Source organism: Alishewanella jeotgali KCTC 22429 (assembly GCF_000245735.1).
GTDB classification, from domain to species: domain Bacteria; phylum Pseudomonadota; class Gammaproteobacteria; order Enterobacterales; family Alteromonadaceae; genus Alishewanella; species Alishewanella jeotgali.
Genome location: NZ_AHTH01000037.1, coordinates 129,818 through 152,573, shown reverse-complemented (window position 1 = coordinate 152,573; position 22,756 = coordinate 129,818). Strand labels below are relative to the sequence as shown.

18 protein-coding genes are annotated in these 22,756 nt (G+C 54.5%); 9 read left to right on the top strand and 9 right to left on the bottom strand.

Going from position 1 to position 22,756, the window contains the following annotated elements; genetic code table 11:
- Positions 1–193: 193 nt before the first annotated feature.
- The 3 genes from ltrA to ampD all read right to left on the bottom strand — a co-directional run bounded on the left by ltrA (position 194) and on the right by ampD (position 3,717).
- Positions 194–1,543: a group II intron reverse transcriptase/maturase gene (ltrA, locus tag AJE_RS11315; protein ID WP_237709349.1), complete on the bottom strand. Its 1,350-nt coding sequence runs from the start codon at positions 1,541–1,543 to the stop codon at positions 194–196.
- 561 nt (positions 1,544–2,104) lie between these two features.
- Positions 2,105–3,163, bottom strand: coding sequence for a regulatory signaling modulator protein AmpE (gene ampE, locus AJE_RS11310; protein ID WP_008950962.1), 1,059 nt, complete (start codon positions 3,161–3,163; stop codon positions 2,105–2,107).
- Entirely contained in the window at positions 3,160–3,717 is a 558-nt protein-coding gene (gene ampD / locus AJE_RS11305; RefSeq protein WP_008950961.1) for a 1,6-anhydro-N-acetylmuramyl-L-alanine amidase AmpD, read from the bottom strand. Before ampD ends, ampE begins: the two co-directional genes overlap by 4 nt.
- Before the next feature lie 68 nt (positions 3,718–3,785).
- On the opposite strand from ampD, the gene AJE_RS11300 reads away from it, so the two are divergent.
- The 3 genes from AJE_RS11300 to AJE_RS11290 all read left to right on the top strand — a co-directional run bounded on the left by AJE_RS11300 (position 3,786) and on the right by AJE_RS11290 (position 5,978).
- Complete coding sequence (locus AJE_RS11300) at positions 3,786–4,304, top strand: retropepsin-like aspartic protease family protein (protein ID WP_008950960.1); 519 nt, start codon at positions 3,786–3,788, stop codon at positions 4,302–4,304.
- An 89-nt stretch (positions 4,305–4,393) separates the two neighbouring features.
- On the top strand, positions 4,394–5,275 hold the full coding sequence (nadC, locus tag AJE_RS11295; RefSeq protein WP_008950959.1) for a carboxylating nicotinate-nucleotide diphosphorylase: 882 nt from the start codon (positions 4,394–4,396) through the stop codon (positions 5,273–5,275).
- 55 nt (positions 5,276–5,330) lie between these two features.
- The gene (locus AJE_RS11290) at positions 5,331–5,978 is read left to right on the top strand and encodes a DUF1294 domain-containing protein (RefSeq protein WP_008950958.1); all 648 of its coding nucleotides are present in this window, start codon (positions 5,331–5,333) and stop codon (positions 5,976–5,978) included.
- Positions 5,979–5,981: 3 nt separating this feature from the next.
- Here the strand turns inward: AJE_RS11290 and AJE_RS11285 are convergent, their stop codons facing one another.
- Both AJE_RS11285 and AJE_RS11280 read right to left on the bottom strand, forming a co-directional pair.
- Positions 5,982–7,166 carry an acyltransferase family protein gene (locus tag AJE_RS11285; RefSeq protein WP_008950957.1) on the bottom strand — a complete coding sequence of 395 codons (1,185 nt, stop codon included), beginning with the start codon at positions 7,164–7,166 and terminating at the stop codon, positions 5,982–5,984.
- A 1-nt stretch (position 7,167) separates the two neighbouring features.
- Positions 7,168–9,036 (bottom strand): glycoside hydrolase family 3 protein, encoded by a 1,869-nt coding sequence (locus AJE_RS11280; protein ID WP_008950956.1) that lies wholly within the window; start codon positions 9,034–9,036, stop codon positions 7,168–7,170.
- Positions 9,037–9,207: 171 nt separating this feature from the next.
- Here AJE_RS11280 and AJE_RS11275 point away from each other — a divergent pair, with 171 nt between their 5' ends.
- The 4 genes from AJE_RS11275 to AJE_RS11260 are packed head-to-tail and all read left to right on the top strand — an operon-like array spanning position 9,208 to position 13,767.
- Positions 9,208–10,803 (top strand): sodium:solute symporter, encoded by a 1,596-nt coding sequence (locus AJE_RS11275; RefSeq protein WP_008950955.1) that lies wholly within the window; start codon positions 9,208–9,210, stop codon positions 10,801–10,803.
- Positions 10,804–10,814: 11 nt separating this feature from the next.
- On the top strand, positions 10,815–11,684 hold the full coding sequence (locus AJE_RS11270) for a glucosamine kinase nucleotide-binding domain-containing protein (RefSeq protein WP_008950954.1): 870 nt from the start codon (positions 10,815–10,817) through the stop codon (positions 11,682–11,684).
- Complete coding sequence (gene murQ, locus AJE_RS11265; protein WP_008950953.1) at positions 11,684–12,604, top strand: N-acetylmuramic acid 6-phosphate etherase; 921 nt, start codon at positions 11,684–11,686, stop codon at positions 12,602–12,604. Before AJE_RS11270 ends, murQ begins: the two co-directional genes overlap by 1 nt.
- The gene (locus AJE_RS11260; RefSeq protein WP_008950952.1) at positions 12,601–13,767 is read left to right on the top strand and encodes an exo-beta-N-acetylmuramidase NamZ family protein; all 1,167 of its coding nucleotides are present in this window, start codon (positions 12,601–12,603) and stop codon (positions 13,765–13,767) included. Before murQ ends, AJE_RS11260 begins: the two co-directional genes overlap by 4 nt.
- Here the strand turns inward: AJE_RS11260 and AJE_RS11255 are convergent, their stop codons facing one another.
- Both AJE_RS11255 and AJE_RS11250 read right to left on the bottom strand, forming a co-directional pair.
- On the bottom strand, positions 13,768–14,604 hold the full coding sequence (locus AJE_RS11255; RefSeq protein WP_008950951.1) for a copper resistance protein NlpE N-terminal domain-containing protein: 837 nt from the start codon (positions 14,602–14,604) through the stop codon (positions 13,768–13,770). It lies immediately after the preceding gene.
- An 18-nt stretch (positions 14,605–14,622) separates the two neighbouring features.
- Positions 14,623–16,029, bottom strand: a complete 1,407-nt coding sequence (locus tag AJE_RS11250) for a M14 family zinc carboxypeptidase (RefSeq protein WP_008950950.1) — start codon at positions 16,027–16,029, stop codon at positions 14,623–14,625.
- A gap of 225 nt (positions 16,030–16,254) precedes the next feature.
- Between AJE_RS11250 and AJE_RS11245 the strand changes: the two genes are divergently transcribed.
- Both AJE_RS11245 and AJE_RS11240 read left to right on the top strand, forming a co-directional pair.
- Positions 16,255–17,646 (top strand): Na+/H+ antiporter NhaC family protein, encoded by a 1,392-nt coding sequence (locus AJE_RS11245; RefSeq protein ID WP_008950949.1) that lies wholly within the window; start codon positions 16,255–16,257, stop codon positions 17,644–17,646.
- 86 nt (positions 17,647–17,732) lie between these two features.
- A complete protein-coding gene (locus AJE_RS11240; RefSeq protein ID WP_008950948.1) occupies positions 17,733–18,350 on the top strand; it encodes a TetR family transcriptional regulator in 618 nt (205 codons plus the stop codon).
- A 64-nt stretch (positions 18,351–18,414) separates the two neighbouring features.
- On the opposite strand, the gene AJE_RS11235 is transcribed toward AJE_RS11240, so the two are convergent.
- The gene (locus AJE_RS11235) at positions 18,415–21,510 is read right to left on the bottom strand and encodes an efflux RND transporter permease subunit (RefSeq protein ID WP_008950947.1); all 3,096 of its coding nucleotides are present in this window, start codon (positions 21,508–21,510) and stop codon (positions 18,415–18,417) included.
- Between the two features lie 3 nt (positions 21,511–21,513).
- Positions 21,514–22,644 carry an efflux RND transporter periplasmic adaptor subunit gene (locus AJE_RS11230; RefSeq protein WP_008950946.1) on the bottom strand — a complete coding sequence of 377 codons (1,131 nt, stop codon included), beginning with the start codon at positions 22,642–22,644 and terminating at the stop codon, positions 21,514–21,516.
- Positions 22,645–22,756 lie beyond the last annotated feature (112 nt).

The following is a 22,756-nucleotide window of genomic DNA, read 5'->3' as shown; positions in this document are numbered from 1 at the left end:
AGTAATTACTCAGGAAATGGCGAATGTTTCAATACTGAAATAAATTGGTCTGACCAATTATAATGAATACTTATCTACTGACTGCTGCTAACCAATGCAGTTCTTTACGCCAGCGGCATCGAGTAGGAGGCGGGATCACTCCCGCCGTCCTCTCACACCACCGTACGTGCGGTTCCGCATACGGCGGTTCATGTTAACACTGGAACTGCCGGTGGCAATCCAGCAGTGATACTAGTCCAGCTTTCTGGAACAGACTTTTCTTATATGCCTGATTCATGTGGCTGGCCCCCGAGTTCCACCACGCTCCGCGTTGATTACAAGCTGACGCCCACGCCCTGACTTCATCAAGACCCGCTTTCATTAGCTTTCTGGCTCGGGTGTAAGGTCGCTTCCATTGTCGCCATAACAAGCAACGTAGTTTGCGCCGTATCCAACCATCCAGCTCCTCAAGCACGCCTTTGACTTCGGTCAGGCGGAAGTAGCTTATCCATCCTCGCAGCACCGGTGTTAATTCACTGATAACCTTTGCCACTGACTTTGAGCCGTTTCCTGTCGTCAGACTTCGGATTTTATCTTTCAGCCTGTCTACACTGCTTGGCGCAATTTTCAGTCGCACGACCTGGTGCTTGGTGAAGCTATATCCCAGGAACTTGCGCTCCCAGGGCCTGGCGACTGCACTTTTCTGCTCATTCACCTGCAGCTTCAATGTTTTCTCTAAGAATTCACCGATGCTGCAAAGCACCTGCTCGCCTGCCTTTTGACTACTGACATAGATGTTGCAGTCATCCGCATAGCGGCAGAAGCTATGTCCGCGCCGTTCAAGCTCCTTGTCCAGTTCGTCCAGCAGGATATTTGATAACAGTGGTGACAGCGGTCCGCCTTGTGGCATACCCTTATCACGTTTTAACACACCCTGCTCATCTACCATTTCTGCTTCCAGATATCGGCGGATGAGTTTGAGTAACCGGTCATCTTTGATGATTCGGGCTAACCTCGACATCAGGATGTCGTGGTCTACCCGGTCAAAGAACTTCTCTAAATCCATATCCACAACCCAGCGTTTGCCGCTATGGATGTACTGCTGCGCTTGGCGCACAGCTTGCCATGCATTGCGGTTTGCTCTGAAGCCATAACTGGAGTGTGAGAAGCCGGGCTCAACGTGAGGCGTGAGCACTTGCGCTATCGCTTGCTGGATGAGTCTGTCCACTACGGTCGGTATACCCAGTGTCCTTATCCCGCCATTTGGCTTGGGAATATCGACTTTGCGTATCCTCCGTGGCAGATAGCTACCCGTTATCAGTGCTTCTCTGACACTTGGCCAGTGTGCTTTCAGCCATGGCTTTAATGCCGATACACTCAGGTTATCAACCCCTGCTGCACCCTTGTTTTCCACCACTCGCTGATACGCCAGCATCAGGTTATCTCGGGTTATCACCGCTTCCATCGTCAGCGGTACTTCCGCTTTCGTTCGCCCATTGGCCGCCGTGTTAATTTCAGCACCATAATGCCGCGTCGGCGAATTCTGTTCGCATCTGCTATTCATGGCCGCAGTTTCCTGCGCTTGTGCATCATCAATCAGCATCGAGGTCCAATGTCCTAATCGCGGTTAAACATGTTCAGCCCTTCATGCTGTTGGTTTCAGCACTACTACGGCCTCGGCTGACTTCTGATGGCCCATCCCAACACCTTCCGATGTTAGTAGCACTTTGGCAGACCATCAGACCTCCCGGGGTAATTCGCGCGACCTTCCTGCTTATGCCTGTCGGCTTTACGTTGCAGCATTCCATGCAAGTATTGGGCTTTAGTGATAATGGCCACCTTACCCTGCTACAACGCCTAAACCGCTTCCTGTTCGTCAGGCCAGCATTTTGCTTTCAGCTTCCTTCAGATCCTACCTCACGATAGGCACCCTTGCCGTTCAGCTAACACTTCCCCTTGCCGGGTGTGTAGAGGACTTTCACCTCCAAGTCACCTGCTAACCACCACAGTCAGCAGATAGCGCCGGTCAAGGCGCTGCGCGCCATGCCCGGCGCACCATAAAAAAGGCGCCAAACGGCGCCTTAAGCAAGAGATAACACTGAGGAGCTACAGTAAACCCGCCAAATTAACCGAGCCAGCCGCTCAGCGTTAAGATCGCGGTAAAGGCCAGGAAGAACAGCATATTGCGTTTGGCCAGTTGTACCATGCTGCTGGTATCTTCAATACCGTTAACAACTTCTTCCGGTAAGGGTTCAGCGGCACGCGCCACATCCTTTACCACCTGTTCGTTGCTGGCGGTAAAATCCAAAAAGTAACCGAGCAAGGCATTCGAGGCGCGGGAGAAATGCCCCACCAGCGCAAAACCCAAACCAAATAACCGTGCCGGGAACCAGTCCGCCCAATGCAGCATGCAGTTAAGTGCATCCCGGGCGGCGGGTGCTGACACTGGCTCAGCACTCAGGCTCTCGGTATCGCTGTCGATGGCAGCTTCCATAGTGACCGGCTCAGCACTGTTATCGGCGCCACTGTTCTCAGCACTAATGTCATCGCTAATGTCATCGGCAGTGCTGTAGTCAGCTTGGCTGTAATCCGCACTGTAGCCCGCAGCAGTTTCACTTTCTGCCAGCGGATCGCTATGCTCGTCTACCACCTTAGCCGCTGCCGCTTGTTCGGTTGCGGTTTGTTCATTCAGATGCCGGAGCAAGGCATAGGTAATGACCCCAAAGGCGCCCAGAATTAAGAACCAGAACACCACAGCGGCATAATAGCGGAAGTTTAACCAAACCAGGGTTAGCCCCTGACTGCTGTCTACCGTGCTGCGGCTATCCTGGCTGATCTGCTGCATGGCCAGGTGCGCCGCCTCGGCATCGCCGCGTTCCTGCGCATTTAAATACTGTTTATACAACTGCCGGTAATGCCAGCAACCAATCCCCACCAGCAGTACCAGTGTGTTCACTACTAATGTCAGCAAGCGGTTATCCAGCAGATGCAGTAATACGGCCACCAGCAGGCCGGGCAGCAGGATCCACAGGTAACGGCCATATTGATGCTCAGCCAGTTGTTTCAGGCCGGAACCAGCGGTCAGTTTCAGATAGGCCTGACAATAAGGGCGGGCTTGCCAGGCGTCACTACGCACCGCCAGTCGCTCAATAATTAATGCCAGTAACATACTTATCAGGGTCATGCCTTGTTCTCCTTTAGCGCCGTTTTATAGCGGGCCCAATCAAAAGCCGGGCCGGGGTCAGTTTTGCGACCGGGCGCGATATCGCAATGGCCAACAATCCGCTCCGCGGTGATGGCAGGGTACTGCGCCAACAAATAACGGCTTAGCTGAAGCAAGCTGCTATATTGTTGTTCAGTATAGGGTATATTGTCGGTGCCCTCTAACTCAATACCGATCGAAAAGTCATTACAGCGTTCGCGACCGGCAAACTGGCTGACACCGGCATGCCAGGCGCGTTTTTCAAACGGCACATATTGGAAGATCTGACCATCGCGCCAGATCACACAATGCGCTGCGACTCTAAGGTTGGCTAAGTCACTAAAACTCGGATGCGCGCTGCAATCCAGCTGGCCGCAAAATAGCGCGTCGACATAACTCTGCTCCGGGCGGGCAGCAAATTCACCGGCGGGTAAACTGATATTGTGGATCACCAGTAAACTGATATCGGTGGGGTCAGGGCGCTCATCAAAATGCGCGCTGGGGCGAAGGATCAGCGGTGGCTTGGCTGCAATCATCGGGAATTTTGCCGTAGCGCTCTGGTCTTAGTACACTGTAGGCCTATTGTCGATGCTGGGGATCTTTTATGCAAGCACCTGAAGTCAGTTCTTCCTTTGGTCGGATCTTTCATATCCTGGCCTGGATAGTGCTGGTTGTCGTGCTGTTCTGGTTCTTTCAGGATTATCTGGGCAAGCAGCAAAACCCGAATCAGCAACTGCAAAGCAGCCGCGGTAATGGCGAAATTATTACCCAGCTAACCCGCAATCGGGCCGGCCATTATCTCGGCGTAGCGCTGATTAACGGTCAGCGCGCCGAGTTTTTACTGGATACCGGCGCCACCACAGTCGCGGTCTCAGAGCGCAGTGCGGCCTTACTCGGTATGCAAAAGGGCCAGCAAATTCGGGTCGCCACTGCCAATGGCATCAGTAACGCCTGGCGCAGTGAAATCGCCGAGCTGCAGCTGGGCGATATTGTGCTGTATCAGGTACCGGCCAGCATAGTGCCAAATTTAGGCGGCACTGAGATTTTGTTAGGTATGAGTGCCCTAAAACAGTTAGAATTTCGCCAGCAAGGAAATCAGTTAACGCTGATCCAACGTTTGTAGCCGCGTCGCATTGCTCAAGTCAGATTGTTCAAGTCGCATTCAGCTTCGGCGTTGTATACCCTTTTCTAAACCGGATAGTGACCTAAACCATGAGTAACCCTGTTACCCCTTTTCAGCATCCTTTGTTAGCCGATGAGCTGCGCCGCGCTGTTGCGGCTGCCCTGGCTGAAGATCTTGGCCAGCAAAACGCTGAACTTGGCGATATTACCGCTTCTCTGATCCCGGCCAGCCAGCAGGCGGTGGCAACCATTATTACCCGCGAAGACTGTGTGCTGTGCGGCAGCGGCTTTGTTAATGAAGTCTTTCTGCAGCTGGGTAATCAGGTCAGCATTCAGTGGCACGCCACTGACGGTGACCGCTTAAGTGCAAATAGTGTGATCTGTACCCTGCAAGGACCGGCAAGAGCGCTGCTCACCGGTGAGCGTACCGCGCTGAATTTTCTGCAACTGCTAAGCGGTACGGCCACCACCACTGCCCATTATGTGCGCTACCTGGAAGGCAGCAACACCCGGCTGCTGGATACCCGTAAAACCCTACCCGGCTTACGCTTTGCCCAGAAATATGCCGTTAGCTGTGGCGGTGGCCTGAATCATCGCTTTGGCCTGTTTGACGCCTTTTTAATTAAAGAAAATCATATCGCAGCGGCCGGCTCAATCATTCAGGCAGTGCAGCAGGCGCGGCATAACTTTCCCGGCAAGCCGGTCGAGGTGGAAGTGGAAAACCTGGACGAGCTGAAACAGGCGCTGACTGCCGGCGCCGATATTATTATGCTGGATAATTTCGCTACGCCGGAGATCCGTCAGGCGGTGCTGCTAAATCAGGGCCGGGCTAAGCTGGAAGTATCGGGCAATATTACCAGTGAGCGGCTTAGTGAACTGGCGGCGACCGGCGTCGATTTTATCTCCAGTGGCGCCCTGACCAAGCATGTCCAGGCCATCGATTTATCGATGCGCTTACAGCAAAGAGGCTAAATATGTACCAACGCTCTGCTACACTTAAACCTTGGGTGCACCGGGAGTGTAGCAGATGCAGCTGACGGGTAAGGTCGTATTCTGGCAGGATAAAAAGGGCTTCGGCTTTTTGCTGTGTCAGCAAACTGAGCAGAAGCTGTTTTTTCATATCCGGGATTTTACCGACAGTAAAAGCCGCCCGGCTGAAGGTGATGAGCTGCAGTTTAGTATTGGCACCGATAAACAGGGCCGGCCTATTGCCACTCAGCTGAAGATCCTAAGCGCCAACCCGGCGGCCCGGCAACACCCTTTACCACGGCTTAGCAGCGTTGATTTGGATTATACCCAGGATGTGGCACTGTATTTTCGCGCCGCCTTTTTGATGCTGGTGATTATTGCGCTGCTATTCGGTACCCTGCCCTACCTGTTACCTATCTTATATCTGGAAGCCAGCCTCTTTACCTACTGGTTGTATCAGGCCGATAAAAATGCCGCTGTGGCCCGGCAAACCCAACGCCTGCCGGAAGAAAGTCTGCAAATGTTTAGTCTGATTGGCGGCTGGCCCGGCGCTCTGGTGGCGCAGAAAAAACTGGCGCATAAGCGCAGTAAAGCGTTATTTCAGCGGGAATTCTGGTTAGTGGTACTGGGTAACTGCCTGTTACTGTTATGGCTGATGTCGCAACACGGCCAGCAGTTTTTAAGCCGGCTGGCCTTATTCAGTTAGCTGCTACACCTTAAAAATCCAGCCGCGACGATAGCAGTAAAGCATACCGATATAAGACAACAGCAAAAAGCAGATGGCGTAGGCTAACGAGCCGTTATAGTCACCAAACAGTGGCTGGAAAGCACTGCGGTACAGCCAGTTTCCCAGCGTGGTGCCAGCAACCGGCACCATCGATAACACCCGCGCCGCCACCCCGGCCAACATAAAGAATAAAATGGCATTTACGCCAAATACCAACAGCGGCGCCGTCCAGAGCCGGTAGCGCTTCATTTCCGTTAACCACAGAAACAGCGCCAGGATTACCGCAGTGAAACCGCTACTTAGCAGCACAAAGGTCGGTGTCCACAGCATCTTGTTAATCGGCAAGGCCGGATGCGCCAGCTCGGCGATCCAAACCGCCGCCAGACCGGATAGCAACAGCACCCGCAGCTTAAATGCCAGCTCCGCCTTACTCTGCAGCAGCTGCGCCATTAATACCCCGCTTAAACAGCTGGCAATCGCCGGCAGGGTGCTCAGAATGCCCTCAGGATCGAAGGCAAAGGGCGTGGCGCTACGAAAATACACATGATTTGGCCCCAGCAGCTGATGATCAAGCCAGGCCGCCAGATTATTACCATGTTCCCACAAACCAACAAAGGTATGGCCGTAGTTATCGCGGTAGGGCACAAACTGCATCAGCAAAAAATATAACAGGCATAACCCGCTTAACCACAGAATGCGGCCGCGGGTCCCGCTGTACAGCACAATCAATAATGTACAAAAATAGACAATACCAATGCGTTGTAATACACCGGACCAGCGCACTGTCAGCAGTTTCTGTTGCAGATAGCTGTAATTGGGGTCACGGAAATTATAGTAAAACAGCACCAGAAACAGCCCCAACAGATACAGCTTTAGTGCCCGGATGGCGCCCTGGCGGATCTGCTCCGCTTTGGGTAGCAGCTGCCGGCCTGCCAGGCTGTAAGGGATTGCCATCCCCACCATCACCAGAAAAGCCGGGAAAATCAGATCGGTGGGCGTCCAACCATGCCACTCGGCATGTAATAACGGCGGGTAGACATACTGCCAGCTGCCCGGATTATTCACCAGTATCATCGCCAGGATCGCCAGCCCGCGCAGCGCATCCAGCGCCAGCATGCGGTTGGCCGGTTGTTTGGCTAAGATCTGCTGACAGTGTTGCAATAGCATCTCAGTTTTCCGGTTGCGTCACCAGCGTCACCGGTAAGCGGCCGGTTGCTTTACTCTGACCTAATAACACCTCGGCTAATGCCTGATACACCGGGCTAACCCAGTTACCTTTTTCATCCTGCCAGCCGTGATAGGCGTAGGTTGCCAGTGTCCGCTCTGCATAGGGAGCATACAGGCTGATCTCATAAGGCGAGCGCAGACTGACAAAGGTTTGCGGTTTCTTCAGCGCCGCACCGTACTGCAGCAGTTGTAAAAAATACTGCTGCTGTTGTTGATAAGCCTCGCCCAGATTGCGAATGCCGGATAAATCATCCATACCACCAATTTCTGCTAAAGATTGCATTGGCGAGATAAAACCGGCAATCACCTGATCGGCGGCGGCAATTTGCTGCTTCGCCTGATCCAAATTTAGTCGTTGCAGACTAATCAGCTCAATGTTACCGGCATTGGGAGCGAGCTGCTTAAGGTAATTTTTCAGCAAGGTGCCCTTGCTCAGATCCGGCATCAGCAGCACTGTGGTTTTGTTGGTTAAATTCAGCGGCAGGCTGGATTCGCCTTTCACCACGGTCACGGCGGCCCGCGCCAATGCCAGTTCACTGGCCCGGTGTAACGGATTAGCCAACACAGTGCGGGCCAAACGGGCATCCGGCCTGGCCTGGCTTTGCAGCGGCTGCTTGGCGGCCACTATCCGCTGATAGGAGGCGTACAGTTCGCGCTGCGACAACTTGCCGCTTTGTACCGCCGCCTCCAGCTCGTCCAGTAACGCCGCCAGATTGGCCAGCTCCGCCGGGCTTTGCAGCTTTACCGGCATCAGGGCAATATCCGCCCCGGCAGCGAAGGTTTCAATCACCGCCTGTGGCACAGTAAAGAAATGGCTGATCCCGGCCATATCCAGTGCATCGGTCACAATCAGGCCCTGATAATTCAGCTGTTCGCGCAGTACGCCGGTCAGGATGCTGCGCGACAAGGTTGCCGGCTTGACCATCTGTTCGCCGTTTTTGCTGCTAAAGGTACTGCTATCCAGCGCCGGGAACTGAATATGCGCGGTCATAATCATCGCCGGCGCAGCTTCTTTGATAATCTGGGCAAAAGGCAGTAAGTCGACGCGGGCGATCTGCTCTTTACTGTGATCGACCCGCGGCAAACCGAGATGACTATCAACATGGGTATCGCCGTGGCCGGGGAAATGTTTCAGTGATACCAGCAAGCCTTTTTGCTGCATGGCTTTGGTCATGGCGCTGCCCAGTACCGCGACCTTATGCGGCTCTTCACCAAAGGAGCGCACATTAATTACCGGGTTCTGTGGATTCACGTTGACATCAACAGTGGGCGCAAAGTTAACGTTAATGCCCAGGCTCAGCAATTCTGTGGCTAGGATTTGCCCCACCTCAGTGGCAAAGCGGTTGCCGTGCTGGGCAAAGGTTGCGCCTATTGCCATATTGCCGCTAAAGGAGGTGGATTGTTGCCGTGGTAAGCGGGCTACCCGGCCCCCTTCCTGATCAATCCCAATAAATAACGGCAAAACGCCGGCTTTGGCGGCAGCCTGCTGTAATTCCAGATTCAGTTTAACGATTTGCTCCGGATCCTGCAGATTCTCAGCAAACAGGATCACCCCGCCGATATGATGTTGCGTAATCAACTCTGCCAGCGCTGGCGGTAACTGGGTTAGCGGGGTGCGACAGGCTCCGGGCGCCACCGGCTGCTCGCAATAATAACGCAGATCCAGCATTAATTTCTGGCCCAGCATCTGCCGCACTGGCGGCGTTTTTTGTTTGGCAGCGGCCTCTGTCAGACTACTGGCGCCAAGACTACAGATCATCATTACACTCCCCAGCCATTTACCTAAGCCAGCTTTGCTTACTACCGCCACAGTTATGCTCCCTGTGTAGAAAGTTGAACGCCGTCCAACATAATTTATTCATGAATTTTTCGCAAACACGAATAGTTTACACTGTTCATCGCTTAGCAGTTATGCTTTACTGCTGCTTAAAAAACTGCCCCTCAGCCGACGGGGCCCGGTAAAACCACGGACTTGCCGCTTATGCAGCTCACCTTAGTAGATTGGCTGGTCTTTTGCAGCTATTTTTTTGTGCTCGCCCTGCTTGCCTGGTGGGTTAATCAAAAGCGGGCGCAAAATAGCAGCGATTACTTTCTGGGTGCCAACACCATGCCTGCCGCCCTGGTGGCCATTTCAGTGCTGGCGACCTCACAATCTGCCGCGACCTTTCTGGGCGGCCCGGATCTGGGCTTTCGCGGCAACCTGAGTTATCTGGCCTCGAATATCGGCGCCGTGCTGGCAGCGTTCTTTGTGATGCGCTTTCTGATCCCGCGCTATTACGCCCTGAAAGTCACTACCGTCTATGAATTGCTGGAACAGCGCTTTAGTGCCAGTGCCAAAAGTCATGCCGGTCAGATGTACTTATTCGGCCGGGTCTTTGCCAGCGGTGCCCGCTTATTTATGGCGGCGCTGGCGGTCTCTATGCTGCTATTTAACCATATCGACGCCAGTGGTGTAATGATCTCGGTGGCGCTGCTGGCTGGCATTGGCCTGCTGTGTACCATGGCGGGTGGTATCCGCTCGGTGATCTATACCGATGCGCTGCAATGTTTGGTCTATGTTACTGCTGCGCTGGTGGTGCTGGTATATCTGTACAGCAGTTTAAGCCTGCCCTGGCCGGTATTACTGGAGGCCCTGCGTCATCCGCTGGAGCAGGACGGTTCGAAATTATTGCTGTTGGATTTTTCGGTCGATTTTAGCAGTAGTGGCGTCTTTAATATCTGGTCGGCACTGACCGGCTTTGTGCTGCTGAATATTGCCGCCTTTGGTCTGGATCAGGATATGACGCAGCGGGTGCTAACCTGCAAAACCCCGCAGCAAGGTGCTAAGGCGCTGCTCTCTTCCGCCTTGCTGGTGATCCCGGTGATGCTGGTCTTTATCTTAATTGGCTTTTTGCTGTATATCTTTTATCAGCGCGCCGATCTGCATCAGGGCAGCGCCCTGTTAGCCGACAGCTTTCAGGGCGAGAAGGTTACGGTCTTTATGTACTATGTGCTGAACGAACTGCCCTCCGGCCTGCGCGGTCTGGTCGTAGTGGGCGTGATAGCGGCAGCACTGTCGACCATTACCTCGGGCTTAAACTCCATGGCCTCGGTACTGGTGGCGGATCTTTATGCCCCCTGGTGGCGCAAACGGCAAAGTACGGGCGTTGCACAGCAAAGCGCTGGCAGTGAGCGGCATCTGGTGCGGGCCGGGCAGCTGGCAATGTTGCTCACCGCCCTGGCGCTGTCGCTGATGGCGGTGCTGTGTTACTACTGGCAGCAATATTCCGATATGCCGCTGCTGGCCTTTGCGTTAAGCGTGATGGTGTTTTCCTACAGCGGTTTACTTGGCGTGTTCTTTACTGCGCTCTTTACCCGTCGCGGCAATAGCCGTTCGGTAACTGCGGCGCTGCTAACCGGCTTTGGCGTGACCTTGTTGCTACAACCTTATGTGTTGCAGCAAATCAGCCCAACGCTGGCTGCGCTGGATCTCGGCTTTACCTGGCAACTCTGCCTCGGTAGTCTGGTCGCCTTTTTAGTTTGTGTCAGTGGTTCGCCCGCCAAAGTGGCGGCGGATGCGCTGACAACCTCCCGTTAAGAGGAATCTGTATGTCGTATCTTCTGGCCATCGATGGCGGTGGTACCAAAACAGCCGGTGTGCTGCAAGCTGTAGTTAGTGGTCAACGCTGGCAAGCCGTCAGTGGCCCGGCTCAGTTGACCAATGATTTACAACAAGCGCTGATAAATGTGCGCTCACTGGTGCAGGATCTGTGTCGTCAGGCCGGCATCAGCCCGGCCGCGATCACGGCGGTAATTGGTCTGGCCGGTGCCGGCAATCCGGCACTGCATAAAGCCTTTAGTCAACAACTGGCCTTACCCTTTGCCAGATGGCAGCTCACCACCGATGCCCGTACCTCATTGTATGGCGCTAATCAGGGCAAGCCTGTAGCGGTGGTCGCTATCGGTACCGGTTCAGTGGCGATGCGCTTAGAAGCCGATGGCACTGAACTGCAGGTAGGTGGCTGGGGTTTTAATATCGGTGACGAAGGCGGCGGCGCCTGGCTGGGCCGGGAATTGGTGCGGGAACTGTTATGGCAACTGGATTGGCAAAAGCCGTTCACTCCGCTGTTCTCGGCAGTAGCCGCGCGCTGCGGCAAAGATGCTGCCAGCCTGCTGCCCTGGCTGAAACAAGCGACGGCCAGTGACTTTGCTGCCCTGGCGCCGCTGGTATACCAATATGCCAGTGAGCCGGCAGCCCAACGCCTGCAGGCCCGTCAGGCCGATGCCATTAATCAGCTGGCATTATGTTGCCTGGCTGGCCAGGACTTGCCCCTGGTGTTGCTGGGCGGGCTGGCAACCGCCTGCACGGCGCAGCTGTCACCCTTATTACAACAGCGGTTACACGCCGCCAGCGGCGATGCCCTGACCGGCGGCCTGGTGCTGGCACAAGCCTTAGCAACTGCACCTTCGGAGGCCTGATGAGTACCAGTACCTTGCTTGCCCAATTAGCCACAATGAGCACAGAAGCCCGCAATGCCGCAAGTCGGAACCTGGATCAGCTCAGTAGCCTGCAGCTGGTTCAACTGATTAATCAGGCGGATCAACAAGTAGCCAACAGCATTACACCGGCACTACCGCAGATCGCTCAGGCGGTAGAACAGATAGTGCAGGCCTTTGCCAAAGGTGGCCGGTTGATTTATCTGGGGGCCGGCACCAGCGGCCGGCTCGGCATTCTGGATGCCGTTGAATGTCCGCCGACCTACAGCGTGCCAGACTCCCAGGTCATTGGCCTGATCGCCGGTGGCGCCAATGCCATTTATAAAGCGGTCGAAGGTGCCGAAGATAATCCGCAACTGGCGGAGCAGGATCTGCAGCAGATCAGCTTTCAGCCGCAGGATATTCTGGTTGGTATCGCAGCCAGTGGCCGCACACCTTATGTGATGGGCGGCCTGGCCTACGCCCGCCGCTGTGGTGCGGTAACCGTTGCCATCAGCTGCAATGCCGGTGCGCCTATTCTGGCTGCCGCTGATATCGCGATCTGTGCCGAAGTCGGCCCGGAAGTGGTGACCGGCTCTACCCGGATGAAAGCCGGCAGCGCCCAGAAAATGATTTTAAATATGCTCAGCACCGCTGCTATGGTGTTAAGCGGCAAGGTCTATCAGAATTTGATGGTTGATCTGCACGCCAGTAATCAAAAACTGGTGGCGCGCGCCGTGCGCATTGTGATGCAGGCCACCGACTGCGATCAGCCAACTGCCGAGCAGGCACTGGCGCGTTGTGAACAGAGTGCTAAGCTGGCGATATTGCATTTACTCAGCGGCCAGCCGGTCGAGGCCTGTCGGGCACAACTGCTGGCAGAGGGAGGTTTTGTGCGTAAAGCTCTGGAGGCGCTGCAATGAAACAGCTGCTATTGGTCCTGTTATGGTTAGTGCTATGTAGTGGCCAGCCGGCGCTGGCTGACAGTGCAGCCATTCGCACCGGTGCCGAGCAACCGGAGCGCTATTTGCCGCTGCTGGCCGGTAAAAAAGTGGGCTTACTGGTTAATCAAACCTCCAGAGTCGGCGAACAGCATCTGGTCGATTTCCTGTTACAGCAACAAGTGCAGGTGGTCGGCATCTTTGCACCTGAACATGGTTTTCGCGGCGATTACGACGCCGGCGCCCGTGTCGGTGATAGCCGCGATCCCCGCACCGGCCTGCCGATCTGGTCGATGTATGGCGCCAGTAAAAAACCGGATCTGAGTTTACTGCAGCAACTGGACCTGGTGATCTTTGATATTCAGGATGTCGGGGTGCGCTATTACACCTACATCAGCTCAATGCACTATATGATGGAGGCTGCCGCCGCTGCCGGGGTTGCGATGCTGATCCTGGACCGGCCAAACCCGAATGGTGCTTATCTGGACGGCCCGGTGCTGGATTTAAAATTTCAGTCCTTTGTTGGCATGCACCCGATCCCGCTGTTACATGGCATGACGGTTGGCGAGCTGGCACTGATGATCAAAGGCGAGCAGTGGATCGCCAATGCGGAAAAGCTGCAGTTAACGGTGATCCCAAATGCCAATTATCAGCGCGATCTGCCATACGAATTACCAATCCCACCCAGCCCGAATCTACCCAATGCCCAGGCGGTCCGGCTCTACCCTTCACTGGGCTTTTTTGAAGCCACAGCCCTGTCGGTCGGGCGCGGTACCCCCTTCCCGTTTCAGGTGCTGGGTTATGATCAGTTTGCCAGCGACGAATTTAGCTTTGTCCCGGTCAGCACGCCGGGTGCAGCATTAAATCCGCCGTTAAAAGATAAAAAAGTCTATGGTGAAGATCTGCGTCAGGTCAGCACAGACGGCTTAACGCTGAGCTATCTGATGCGCTGGCAGCAGCTGTTTGCCAGTCACGCCAAAGTGATGTTCACGGCACCGGACTTTATGGATAAGTTGGCCGGCACCGATCAGTTGCGGTTACAAATTGAACGTGGTGACAGTGAGCCACAGATCCGCGATAGCTGGCAAAGTGCGTTGCAGCAGTTCAGGCTGCAACGCCAACCGTATTTACTCTATCCAGAATGATTAATCCGCCGCCGCTGTTACGCTAAAGCGCGCCAGCGGTGCCATCCGGGCCTTGTTCAGGCTCAGCTCGCCATTTGCCAGCGTATAATTATCTGCCAGCGCCAGCTGCGCTAAAAACGCCTGCTCCAGTGCCATTTTATCTTCGGCACAGGCCATCATGGTGCCGGCAAGCTGCCCCAGCTGGATCCGATAGGCTGAACCCTGCCAGCTGCCACTAAAGCGGTTACAGCCAGAACGGCCCCAGACTTTGCCATCGGCCGCAAAATGGATAAAGGCACCACTATCAGCAGCCACTGCCTGACCCTGCAGCTCCGTCAGTTGCCAATCGCGGTCAAGCAAATCTGGCTGCACGGCTTCACCGGCCGTCACCGCTGCCACCTCTGTCGCGACCTTAGCCAAACGATAATGCTCGGCCAGGTCGCCAGTAATCAGCTCACCCTGCTGATCCAGCTGCCGCACCGCATTTTCTTCCACCCGAAACCAGCGATTTTCCTGACTTTCGCTCTCCAGCCGGATTTTGCCGCCACTGGTATCCCAGCTAAAACGCCCCGTTTCGTTAAATTCATTATCCGGCTCTTCACCAAGATAAATACTTTGCAGCTGGAATTGACCATCGGCGCTTAGCGTCAGCGTGGTTTTAATCCCTTCACAACTGGCGCAGGGTAAGATCCCCTGATAGCTGCCGGCCCAGTCCAGCGAGTCACGGCTATTACTGCTCAGTTGCATGCTGCCGGCTCCCGGTTGCGGAGCGGTGTTGGCCGGCTCAGGTGAACAGGCCGTCAGAAGTACCAGGCTGCTGGCAAGTAACAGTGGTAAATACAGGTATGGTTTGCGCATAGTAAGTTCCTTTTTTGGCTAGGTCCCCAGAGGATTCTTTAATTCCAGGTTGGCTAAGTGTAGCAGCTGGCCGTTTAACAGTACCTGAACCACCTCACCCTGGCTATTCAGTAGTAAAAAGGTCGCACCTTGCCGCAACTGTGGCGCACTTTGCGTTGGCCGCAGCGGATTAACCAGTACCGGTAACCGGGTTTGTCGCTGCAGCAATTTGGCGTCGCCACTAAAGTGGGTATAACCTTGCCGTAGTAGCTGCTGATAACGCTGATCGTCCAACAGTAACGGCTCGCTCAGCGGATAGGCACGGCCTTGCTGATAACGCAGCCCCGTCACGTCGAACAGATGGTAGGCGCCATAGCCACTCAGATCGCCCAGCTCATGGATCCGGGCATAGCTATCGCCTTCGGTATGAAAATTCACGCCGATATCCAGCACCGCGTCAGTGTCCGCAACCCGGACCTGCAGATTTTTCAGGATCAAATCTTTTAAGCCACCACTGCGGTTAAAGGGGATCGCTTCATAATCACTGAGTGGGGCCGCACGATAACTGCCGCTGGCAATCGCATTTAACCAGGCCACATACAACTGGAAATTCAGCCGCCGTGCCACCTGGCGATTATCGTCGGCACGATGGCCTCCGGCCTCGACTAACACCGTACTGATGCCCATACCGGCAAAGGTATCGCCAAAGGAGCGCGGCGACCAGGTATCGTTATAGCGGCCCAGATGATCCGGGATCTGAGTATCCAACCAGGGTTTGATATGCGCAATCAGCTGCATCGCACGCCGGCGGCTGTCGTTAATGTCGCGTGCTGCGTTATAGGCAGGTGCCAGCAGTGAAATGGTTGCCGGGTTCGGAGCCTCACCGGCGGCATGAAAGCGGTTCTGATCATGCAAGTTAAAGCCATAATCTGGCTGGATTTGCCGCGCCAGCTGCATCAGCAGGCGGCCTTCCGGACTCTGTAGCGCCAGCGCATCACGGTTAATATCTATGCCCTGGGCATTGACCCGGCTGTTCCGGGCAGCACCATCAGGGTTCAGCATGGGCACCAGATACAGGGTGATTTCGGAAAACCACTGCTCGCGCCAGGCCTGTTGCTCTGGTGCTAGCGTATAGCGCAATAAATCAAATAAGGCAGCGGTTGCGGTATGTTCATCGCCATGCATCTGCGACCAGGCCAGCACGCGTTTTTTGCCTTGCCCGAGCTTAAGTAAATAGATTGGCCGGTTTTCTACCGAGCGGCCCAGCTCGGTCACCGTTACTGCCGGATCACTGGCATACTGCTTAATTAAAGGTTCAATATCAGCCAGTTGCAATCTGGGCTTATCGAAGCCCGGTTGCAGGTAAGGTTGATAATGTTCAAGTGTCGTTGCCTGTGCCATCGTCATGCCAGCCACCCAGAGTAAGATCAGTAACCATTTATTCATAATAAACCCCTTGCCGCTGCAATACTTATTCAGGCACAAATACAAAAGGTTGTAAAGACAATAACCTGGCAGCACCAAATGTCTGACAGACAAGCCTTGCAGCGCCGTCGTTTCCCCTGTATAAAATCTTAACAAAAGAAACTGTCAGCGCCAGGGTACCCTACCCCACTATCGGCTCAGTACCCCGGCAAATAAGGCAGACCGACCCCGCCAACGGAGGATTTCGTGTCAGACTGGCTTACCCTGTTACCGGCAATCGTCGCTATTGCCGTGGTGTTGTGGCGCAAGGAAGTGATCCTGGCGCTGTTGTTGTCGCTTTGTACTGCCGAATTGCTGATCTTTATCCAGCAGGGCCAGGGACTGGGCGCCAGTTTACTGTTAAACGGCAGTATCCAGACTCTGGAGCGGATTGTCGAGGTTACGGCGGATGCCGGTAATGCCCGTATTCTGATGTTCTCGTTACTGGTCGGCGGCTTACTGGCCTATTTACGCTATTCCGGTGGGGTAACGGCGACGGTGGAGCTGTTGATCCGCAAAGGGGTAGCCCGCACCGGACGCCAGGCCGGTTTGCTGACCTTTGGCATCAGCTTCTTTACCTTTATTGAATCGAATTTAAGCTCGCTGACCAAGGGGATCAGTACCCGTGGCCTGTTTGATAAATTTGGCATGAGCCGGGCCCGGCTGGCTTATATTATCGACAGTACCAGCTCGCCAATTTGTATCATTATTTTGCTCAATGGCTGGGGCGCCTATGTGCTGGGACTGCTTAGCACCTATGAATTATCGGTGCCGGCTGTGTCTGTACTGCTGGGCACTATTCCACTGAACTTCTATGCGCTGTTTACGCTGGCAGTGGTGCTGTACACCATTATTAGCGGTAAGGTGTATGGCCCACTGCGCCGCGCTGAGCAGCAGCAAAACCGGCTGGCCGATCATACCGAAATTGACACCCCCGCCAGTCACCCGTCCTATATGTTGGTGCCGTTATTAACACTGGTGTTTTCGATGGTCGCCTTTATGCTGCTAACCGGTAACGGTAATCTGGTGCAGGGTTCAGGTTCCAAATCGGTGCTGTATGCAACTGTGCTGGCGTGTCTGGTGGCATATAGCATGATGCTGTTTAGCCGGCGCTTTCAGCACCAGCAGTTGGTGAATATCGGTTTTAAAGGCATCTCAGAGCTATTACCTGTGGTTACCATAGTACTGCTGTCGATGGCGCTGGGTACCAGTTTAAAGATGCTGGGCACCGGCGCCGTGATTGCTGGCATGGTTGATCAGAGTGTGCCGCATTTTCTGATCCCGGCATTGCTGTTCCTGGCCGGTTCACTGATCTCCGTCACTACCGGCACCAGCTGGGGGACCTTTGCGATCCTGGTACCCATTGGTATGCCAATGGTAACTCTGCTGGAGTTACCACCCCAGTTGGTATTAGCGGCCATTTTAAGCGGCGGCATTTTCGGCGACCACTGCTCGCCAATCTCCGACAGTACCGCAGTCAGCTCGGTTGCTGCCGGCTGTGATCTGCTGGAGCATGTAAAAACCCAGCTGCCTTATGCGCTGTTTTGTGGTCTGCTGGCCCTGCTCGCCTTTACCCTGACCGGCTGGATGATGATCTAAGCTGTGCCGCGCCCCGGTATTAGTGTCCGCCACGACAACGTGCTACACTGCCGGGGCCGTTGTTAAAAAGTCAAGAAGTCCTGTCTATGGCCCGTAAAACCAAAGCTGAAGCCGAAGCCACCCGCGAACTGATTCTGGATGCGGCTGAACAGTTGTTTTTTCAGCATGGCGTATCCCGTACCACGCTGGAAAAAATTGCCGCCGCTGCCGGCGTTACCCGCGGTGCTATTTACTGGCATTTTGAGAATAAATCAGCACTGTTCAGCGCTATGCTGGAGCGGATCCGGCTGCCCTTTCAGCAAATGCTCGGCCAGCTCGATATGCTGCAGCAGGGCGATCCGCTGGCACAACTGCGCGATTTTCTGATCCAATCGTTAACGTTGATCAGCAGCAGTGAACGACACTTCCGGGTCTTATCGATCGTATTCTTACGCTGTGAATATATTGATGAGCTAAATCCCGCGGTGTCGCGCCAGGAGGAGCTGGACAAAACAGCCAATGCCATTATCAGCCGCGCCTTACAACGTGCCCGGAGTGCTGGCATGTTGCAAGCCGATGTCGATCCTGATCTGGCGGCCTGTGCCATTCATGCCTATCTGGGTGGTCTGATCCGTAAATATCTGCTGAAACCCGATTTCTGCGATCTGAAGCAGGCTGCGGCCTTTATCGATCTGATGCTAAACGGCATAAAAAAGCCAGTCTGAAAGCTGGGAATCCTTCCCGCTAAACAGACTGGCAAAGGTACAAACCTTTAAGTCGTGACACGCTTTACGCGAGACGCGGCTTAGCCGCAAAGAAGCGCATCACCACGTAGTAAAATATCGGCACCAGAAACACCGCCAACACAGTCGCAGAGATCATACCGCCGAGTACACCGGTACCAATCGCATTGCGACTGGCAGAGCCGGCGCCACTACTGATCACCAACGGCAGTACCCCTAATGAGAACGCCATTGACGTCATAATAATGGGCCTTAAGCGTAAGCGGACAGCTTCGATAATGGCGGCTTTTAGTTCACGGCCCTGTTGCTGCAGCTCGCGGGCAAACTCGACAATCAGAATGGCGTTTTTCGAGGCCAGCCCCATAGTGGTTAATAACCCGACCTGAAAATAGACATCATTGCCCAGACCACGCAAATAGGCGGCACAGAGCGCACCGAAAATCCCCAGCGGTACCACCAGAACAACGGCGAAAGGCACCGACCAACTCTCATACAGCGCCGCCAGACAGAGGAAGACCACCAGGATCGACAGCGCATATAAGGCCGGTGCCTGCGAACCAGACAGCTTTTCCTGATACGAGGTTGCAGTCCATTCAAAGTCGATACCGGCCGGCAGTTGCCGCACCAGTTGCGCCATGGTCGCCATCGCATCGCCTGAGCTGACGCCAGGCGCCGGCTCACCCTGAATTTCCATGGCGCTGACCCCGTTATAGCGTTCCAGACGCTGCGGACCATACTCCCAACGGCTGCTGGCAAAGGAGCTGAAGTTCACCATCTGGCCCTGCTTATTGCGGACATACCATTTGTTCAGATCTTCCGGCGTCATCCGGAATTCCGGATCGGCCTGTACATAGACCTTTTTCACCCGGCCGCGGTCGACGAAATCATTGATATAGGCCGAGCCCCAGCCAATAGCCAGCGTTTGGTTGATTTCACTTAGCGATACACCCAACGCCTGAGCTTTTAGCTGATCCACGTCAATTTGTAACTGGGCCGCATCTTCCATACCATTTGGCCGCACCTGCATTAACGTCGGCTCTTTTGCCGCCATGCCCAATAACTGATTACGGGCATTAAGCAGCGCTTCATGGCCAAGGCCACCACGGTCCTGCAGGTACAGGTTAAAACCGGTCGCCCGCCCTAACTCTGAGATCGGTGGTAAGTTAAAGGCAAACACCTGCGCCTCTTTAATGGTGCTGAAAAAACCGTAGGCTCGCCCTATTACTGCCTGCACACTATCTTCCGGCCCACGTTCTGACCAGTCTTTTAACCGTACGAAGGCTAAACCAACGTTCTGCCCCCGGCCGGCGAAACTAAAGCCGCTGACGGTAAAGGCAGAAATAACGGCCGGATCCTGCTGATAGTGTTGGCTGATTTTGTCCATTACCGCCTCGGTGCGCTCCAGGCTGGCACCTGTAGGTAACTGCACTATGCTAAGAAAAATGCCCTGATCTTCCTCCGGCAAGAAGGAGGTAGGTAAGCGTATAAACATTACCGCCATAATGGCCACAATGGCGCCATATACCAGCATCGAGCGACCGGGCCGCTGTAACATGCCAGCCACGCCGCGCTGATAGCCTTTGTTACTGCGTTCAAAGTTGCGGTTAAACCAACCGAAGAACCCCTTACTGGGTGGTAAATGGCCGGCTTTGAGCATGGTCGCGCACAGCGCCGGGGTAAAGATCAACGCTACTAGTACCGACAGCGCCATTGCCGTCACTATGGTAATGGAGAACTGCTTATAGATAGCGCCGGTGGCGCCACCAAAGAACGCCATCGGCACGAAAACTGCCGACAATACCAGACCAATGCCAATCAATGCGCCGGTGATCTGCCCCATCGATTTACGGGTTGCTTCTTCCGGTGGCAAACCTTCTTCAGTCATTACCCGCTCAACGTTTTCCACCACCACGATTGCATCATCAACCAGCAAGCCGATGGCCAACACCATACCAAACATGGTCAGGGTATTAATCGAAAAGCCAAAGGCGGCCATCACGCCAAAGGTGCCGAGTAACACCACCGGCACTGCCAGGGTTGGGATCAGGGTCGCGCGGAAATTCTGCAAGAACAGATACATCACCAGGAATACCAGGATCACGGCTTCGATCAGGGTTTGTACCACTGATTTAATCGAAATCTCGACAAAGGGCGTCGTATCATATGGAATTTCTGTGACCAAACCGGCCGGAAAGTAAGGTTTTAACTCTTCCAACCGCTGCCGCACTGCCGCTGCGGTATCCAGAGCATTAGCACCAGTCGCTAACTCAATCGCAATACCGGTCGCTTCCTGACCGTTAAAGCGGCTCATAATGGAGTAGTTTTCCCCGCCGAGCTCAACCCGGGCTACATCACCCAATTTTACGGTGGAACCGTCGGCATTAACCCGCAGCAGAATATTGGCAAATTCCTCGGCCGAGGTTAAGCGGGTTTGTGCCAGAATAGGCGCATTAAACTGCTGGCCAGCTAAAGCCGGTGCGCCGCCTAACTGGCCGGCGGTGACCTGATTATTTTGCACCCTAACCGCCGCCGTAACATCAGCCGGCGTCAGATTGAACTGGTTTAACTTAGCGGCATCCAGCCAGATCCGCATCGCATACTGACTACCAAATACTGTGACATTACCGACGCCGGGGGTTCGGCTGAGCGGATCGCGTACGTTAGCGACCACATAGTCAGCTATATCATCGCGGTTCAGACTACCATCGGCCGAGATAAAGGCCACCACCATCAGAAAAGCGCCGTTGGACTTGGCTACCCGCACCCCTTGTTGCTGCACTTCCTGCGGCAATAACGGAATCGCCTGCTGTAGCTTGTTCTGTACCTGGACCTGCGCAATATCGGCGTTAGTGCCAGTTTCAAAAGTCAGGGTTAAACTGATATTGCCGGACGAATCACTTTGCGCCGACATATACATCAGGTTATCCAGGCCGGTCATCGCCTGCTCGATCACCTGAGTTACCGCATCTTCCGCGGTTTGCGCTGACGCGCCCGGATAGCTGGCGGAAATGGTTACCGCCGGTGGCGCGATCCGTGGATACTGCTCCACTGGCAGCTGCATTATTGATAAGGCACCACCCAGCATAATTACAATGGCGATAACCCAGGCAAAGATCGGCCGGCTGATAAAGAAATTTGCCATCGGTTACTCCTGCACCACTACCGCTTTCACCTGAGCACCCGGCTGTACTTTTTGTAAGCCGGCGACAATCACCTGCTCACCGGCGGCCAGCCCTTCCTGCACGACCCAGTACTGCCGATAGCTGCGACCAAGGGTAACTTGTCGGGCTTCAACCTGTTGCTGAGTATTCACCACTAATACCTGAGTCGCGCCCTTAGGCAAACGCTTTACTGCCGCTTGCGGTACCAGTACCGCATTCGTCTGCCCGGCCTGTGCCAGACTGGCGCGGACAAACATGCCGGGTAATAGCAGCCCATCCGGATTGGGGAATACCGCCCTTAAGGTCACCATACCGCTGCTGGGGTCGACACTGGCTTCGGAGAACTGCAACTCGCCCTGTGCCGGATATTGACTACCATCTTCCAGCTCCAGGCTTACGCTGACCATCTGCTGCCCGTCATGCTGAATTTGTCGCCGCAATTGCAGCAATTCACTGCTTGATTGCGTTAAATCAACGTAGATAGGCTCAAGTTGTCGGATAGTAGCTAATACTTCGCTCTGATTTGCAGTTAACAGCGCGCCCTCGGTGACCAGCGAGCGGCCAATTTGACCAGCAATAGGCGCAGTAATGCGGGTGTAGTTCAGGTTAATCTGTGCCACCTGCCGCTGCGCTGTTGCGGCTTGCACTTCGGCCGCAGCTTGCAATAAGGTGGCGCGCGCATCATCGACATCCTGCTGACTGACCACTTGCGAAGCGAGCAGCCCCTGTAACCGTTTCAGACGCTGCTCAGCATTGGTTGCGGCTGCCTGCGCCCGGCTTAAATTGGCCTCTGCGGTGGCAAGTGCCGCCTGATAAGGCGCCGGATCAATCTGATATAACAATTCACCGGCAGCCACCTGCTGGCCTTCAGTAAAATGCCGTTTTTGCAAAATACCGCTGACCTGCGGCCGGATTTCTGCCTGGCGGAAGTCGGTGGTACGGCCGGGTAATTCCGTGACTTGCGTTAATGACTGCGATTGAACCTGATAGACCCCAACCTCCGGTAACCCGGGAGCGGTTAGCGCTTGCGGAGCCGGTTCACTGCAACCAGTTAACAGGCCAATTAGGATCGCGAAAACGCTGCTGTTGCGCAGAATAACTTGAAATTGCCGCATGCTTGCCCTTGCAGATGGAAGAATTAATCAATGGTAGGTTTTACCTGCCCTGGTTTGCTCAACAATATACATACAAGTTTGTATGTTTTCAAGCGCAGAAAATTTGAGCTGC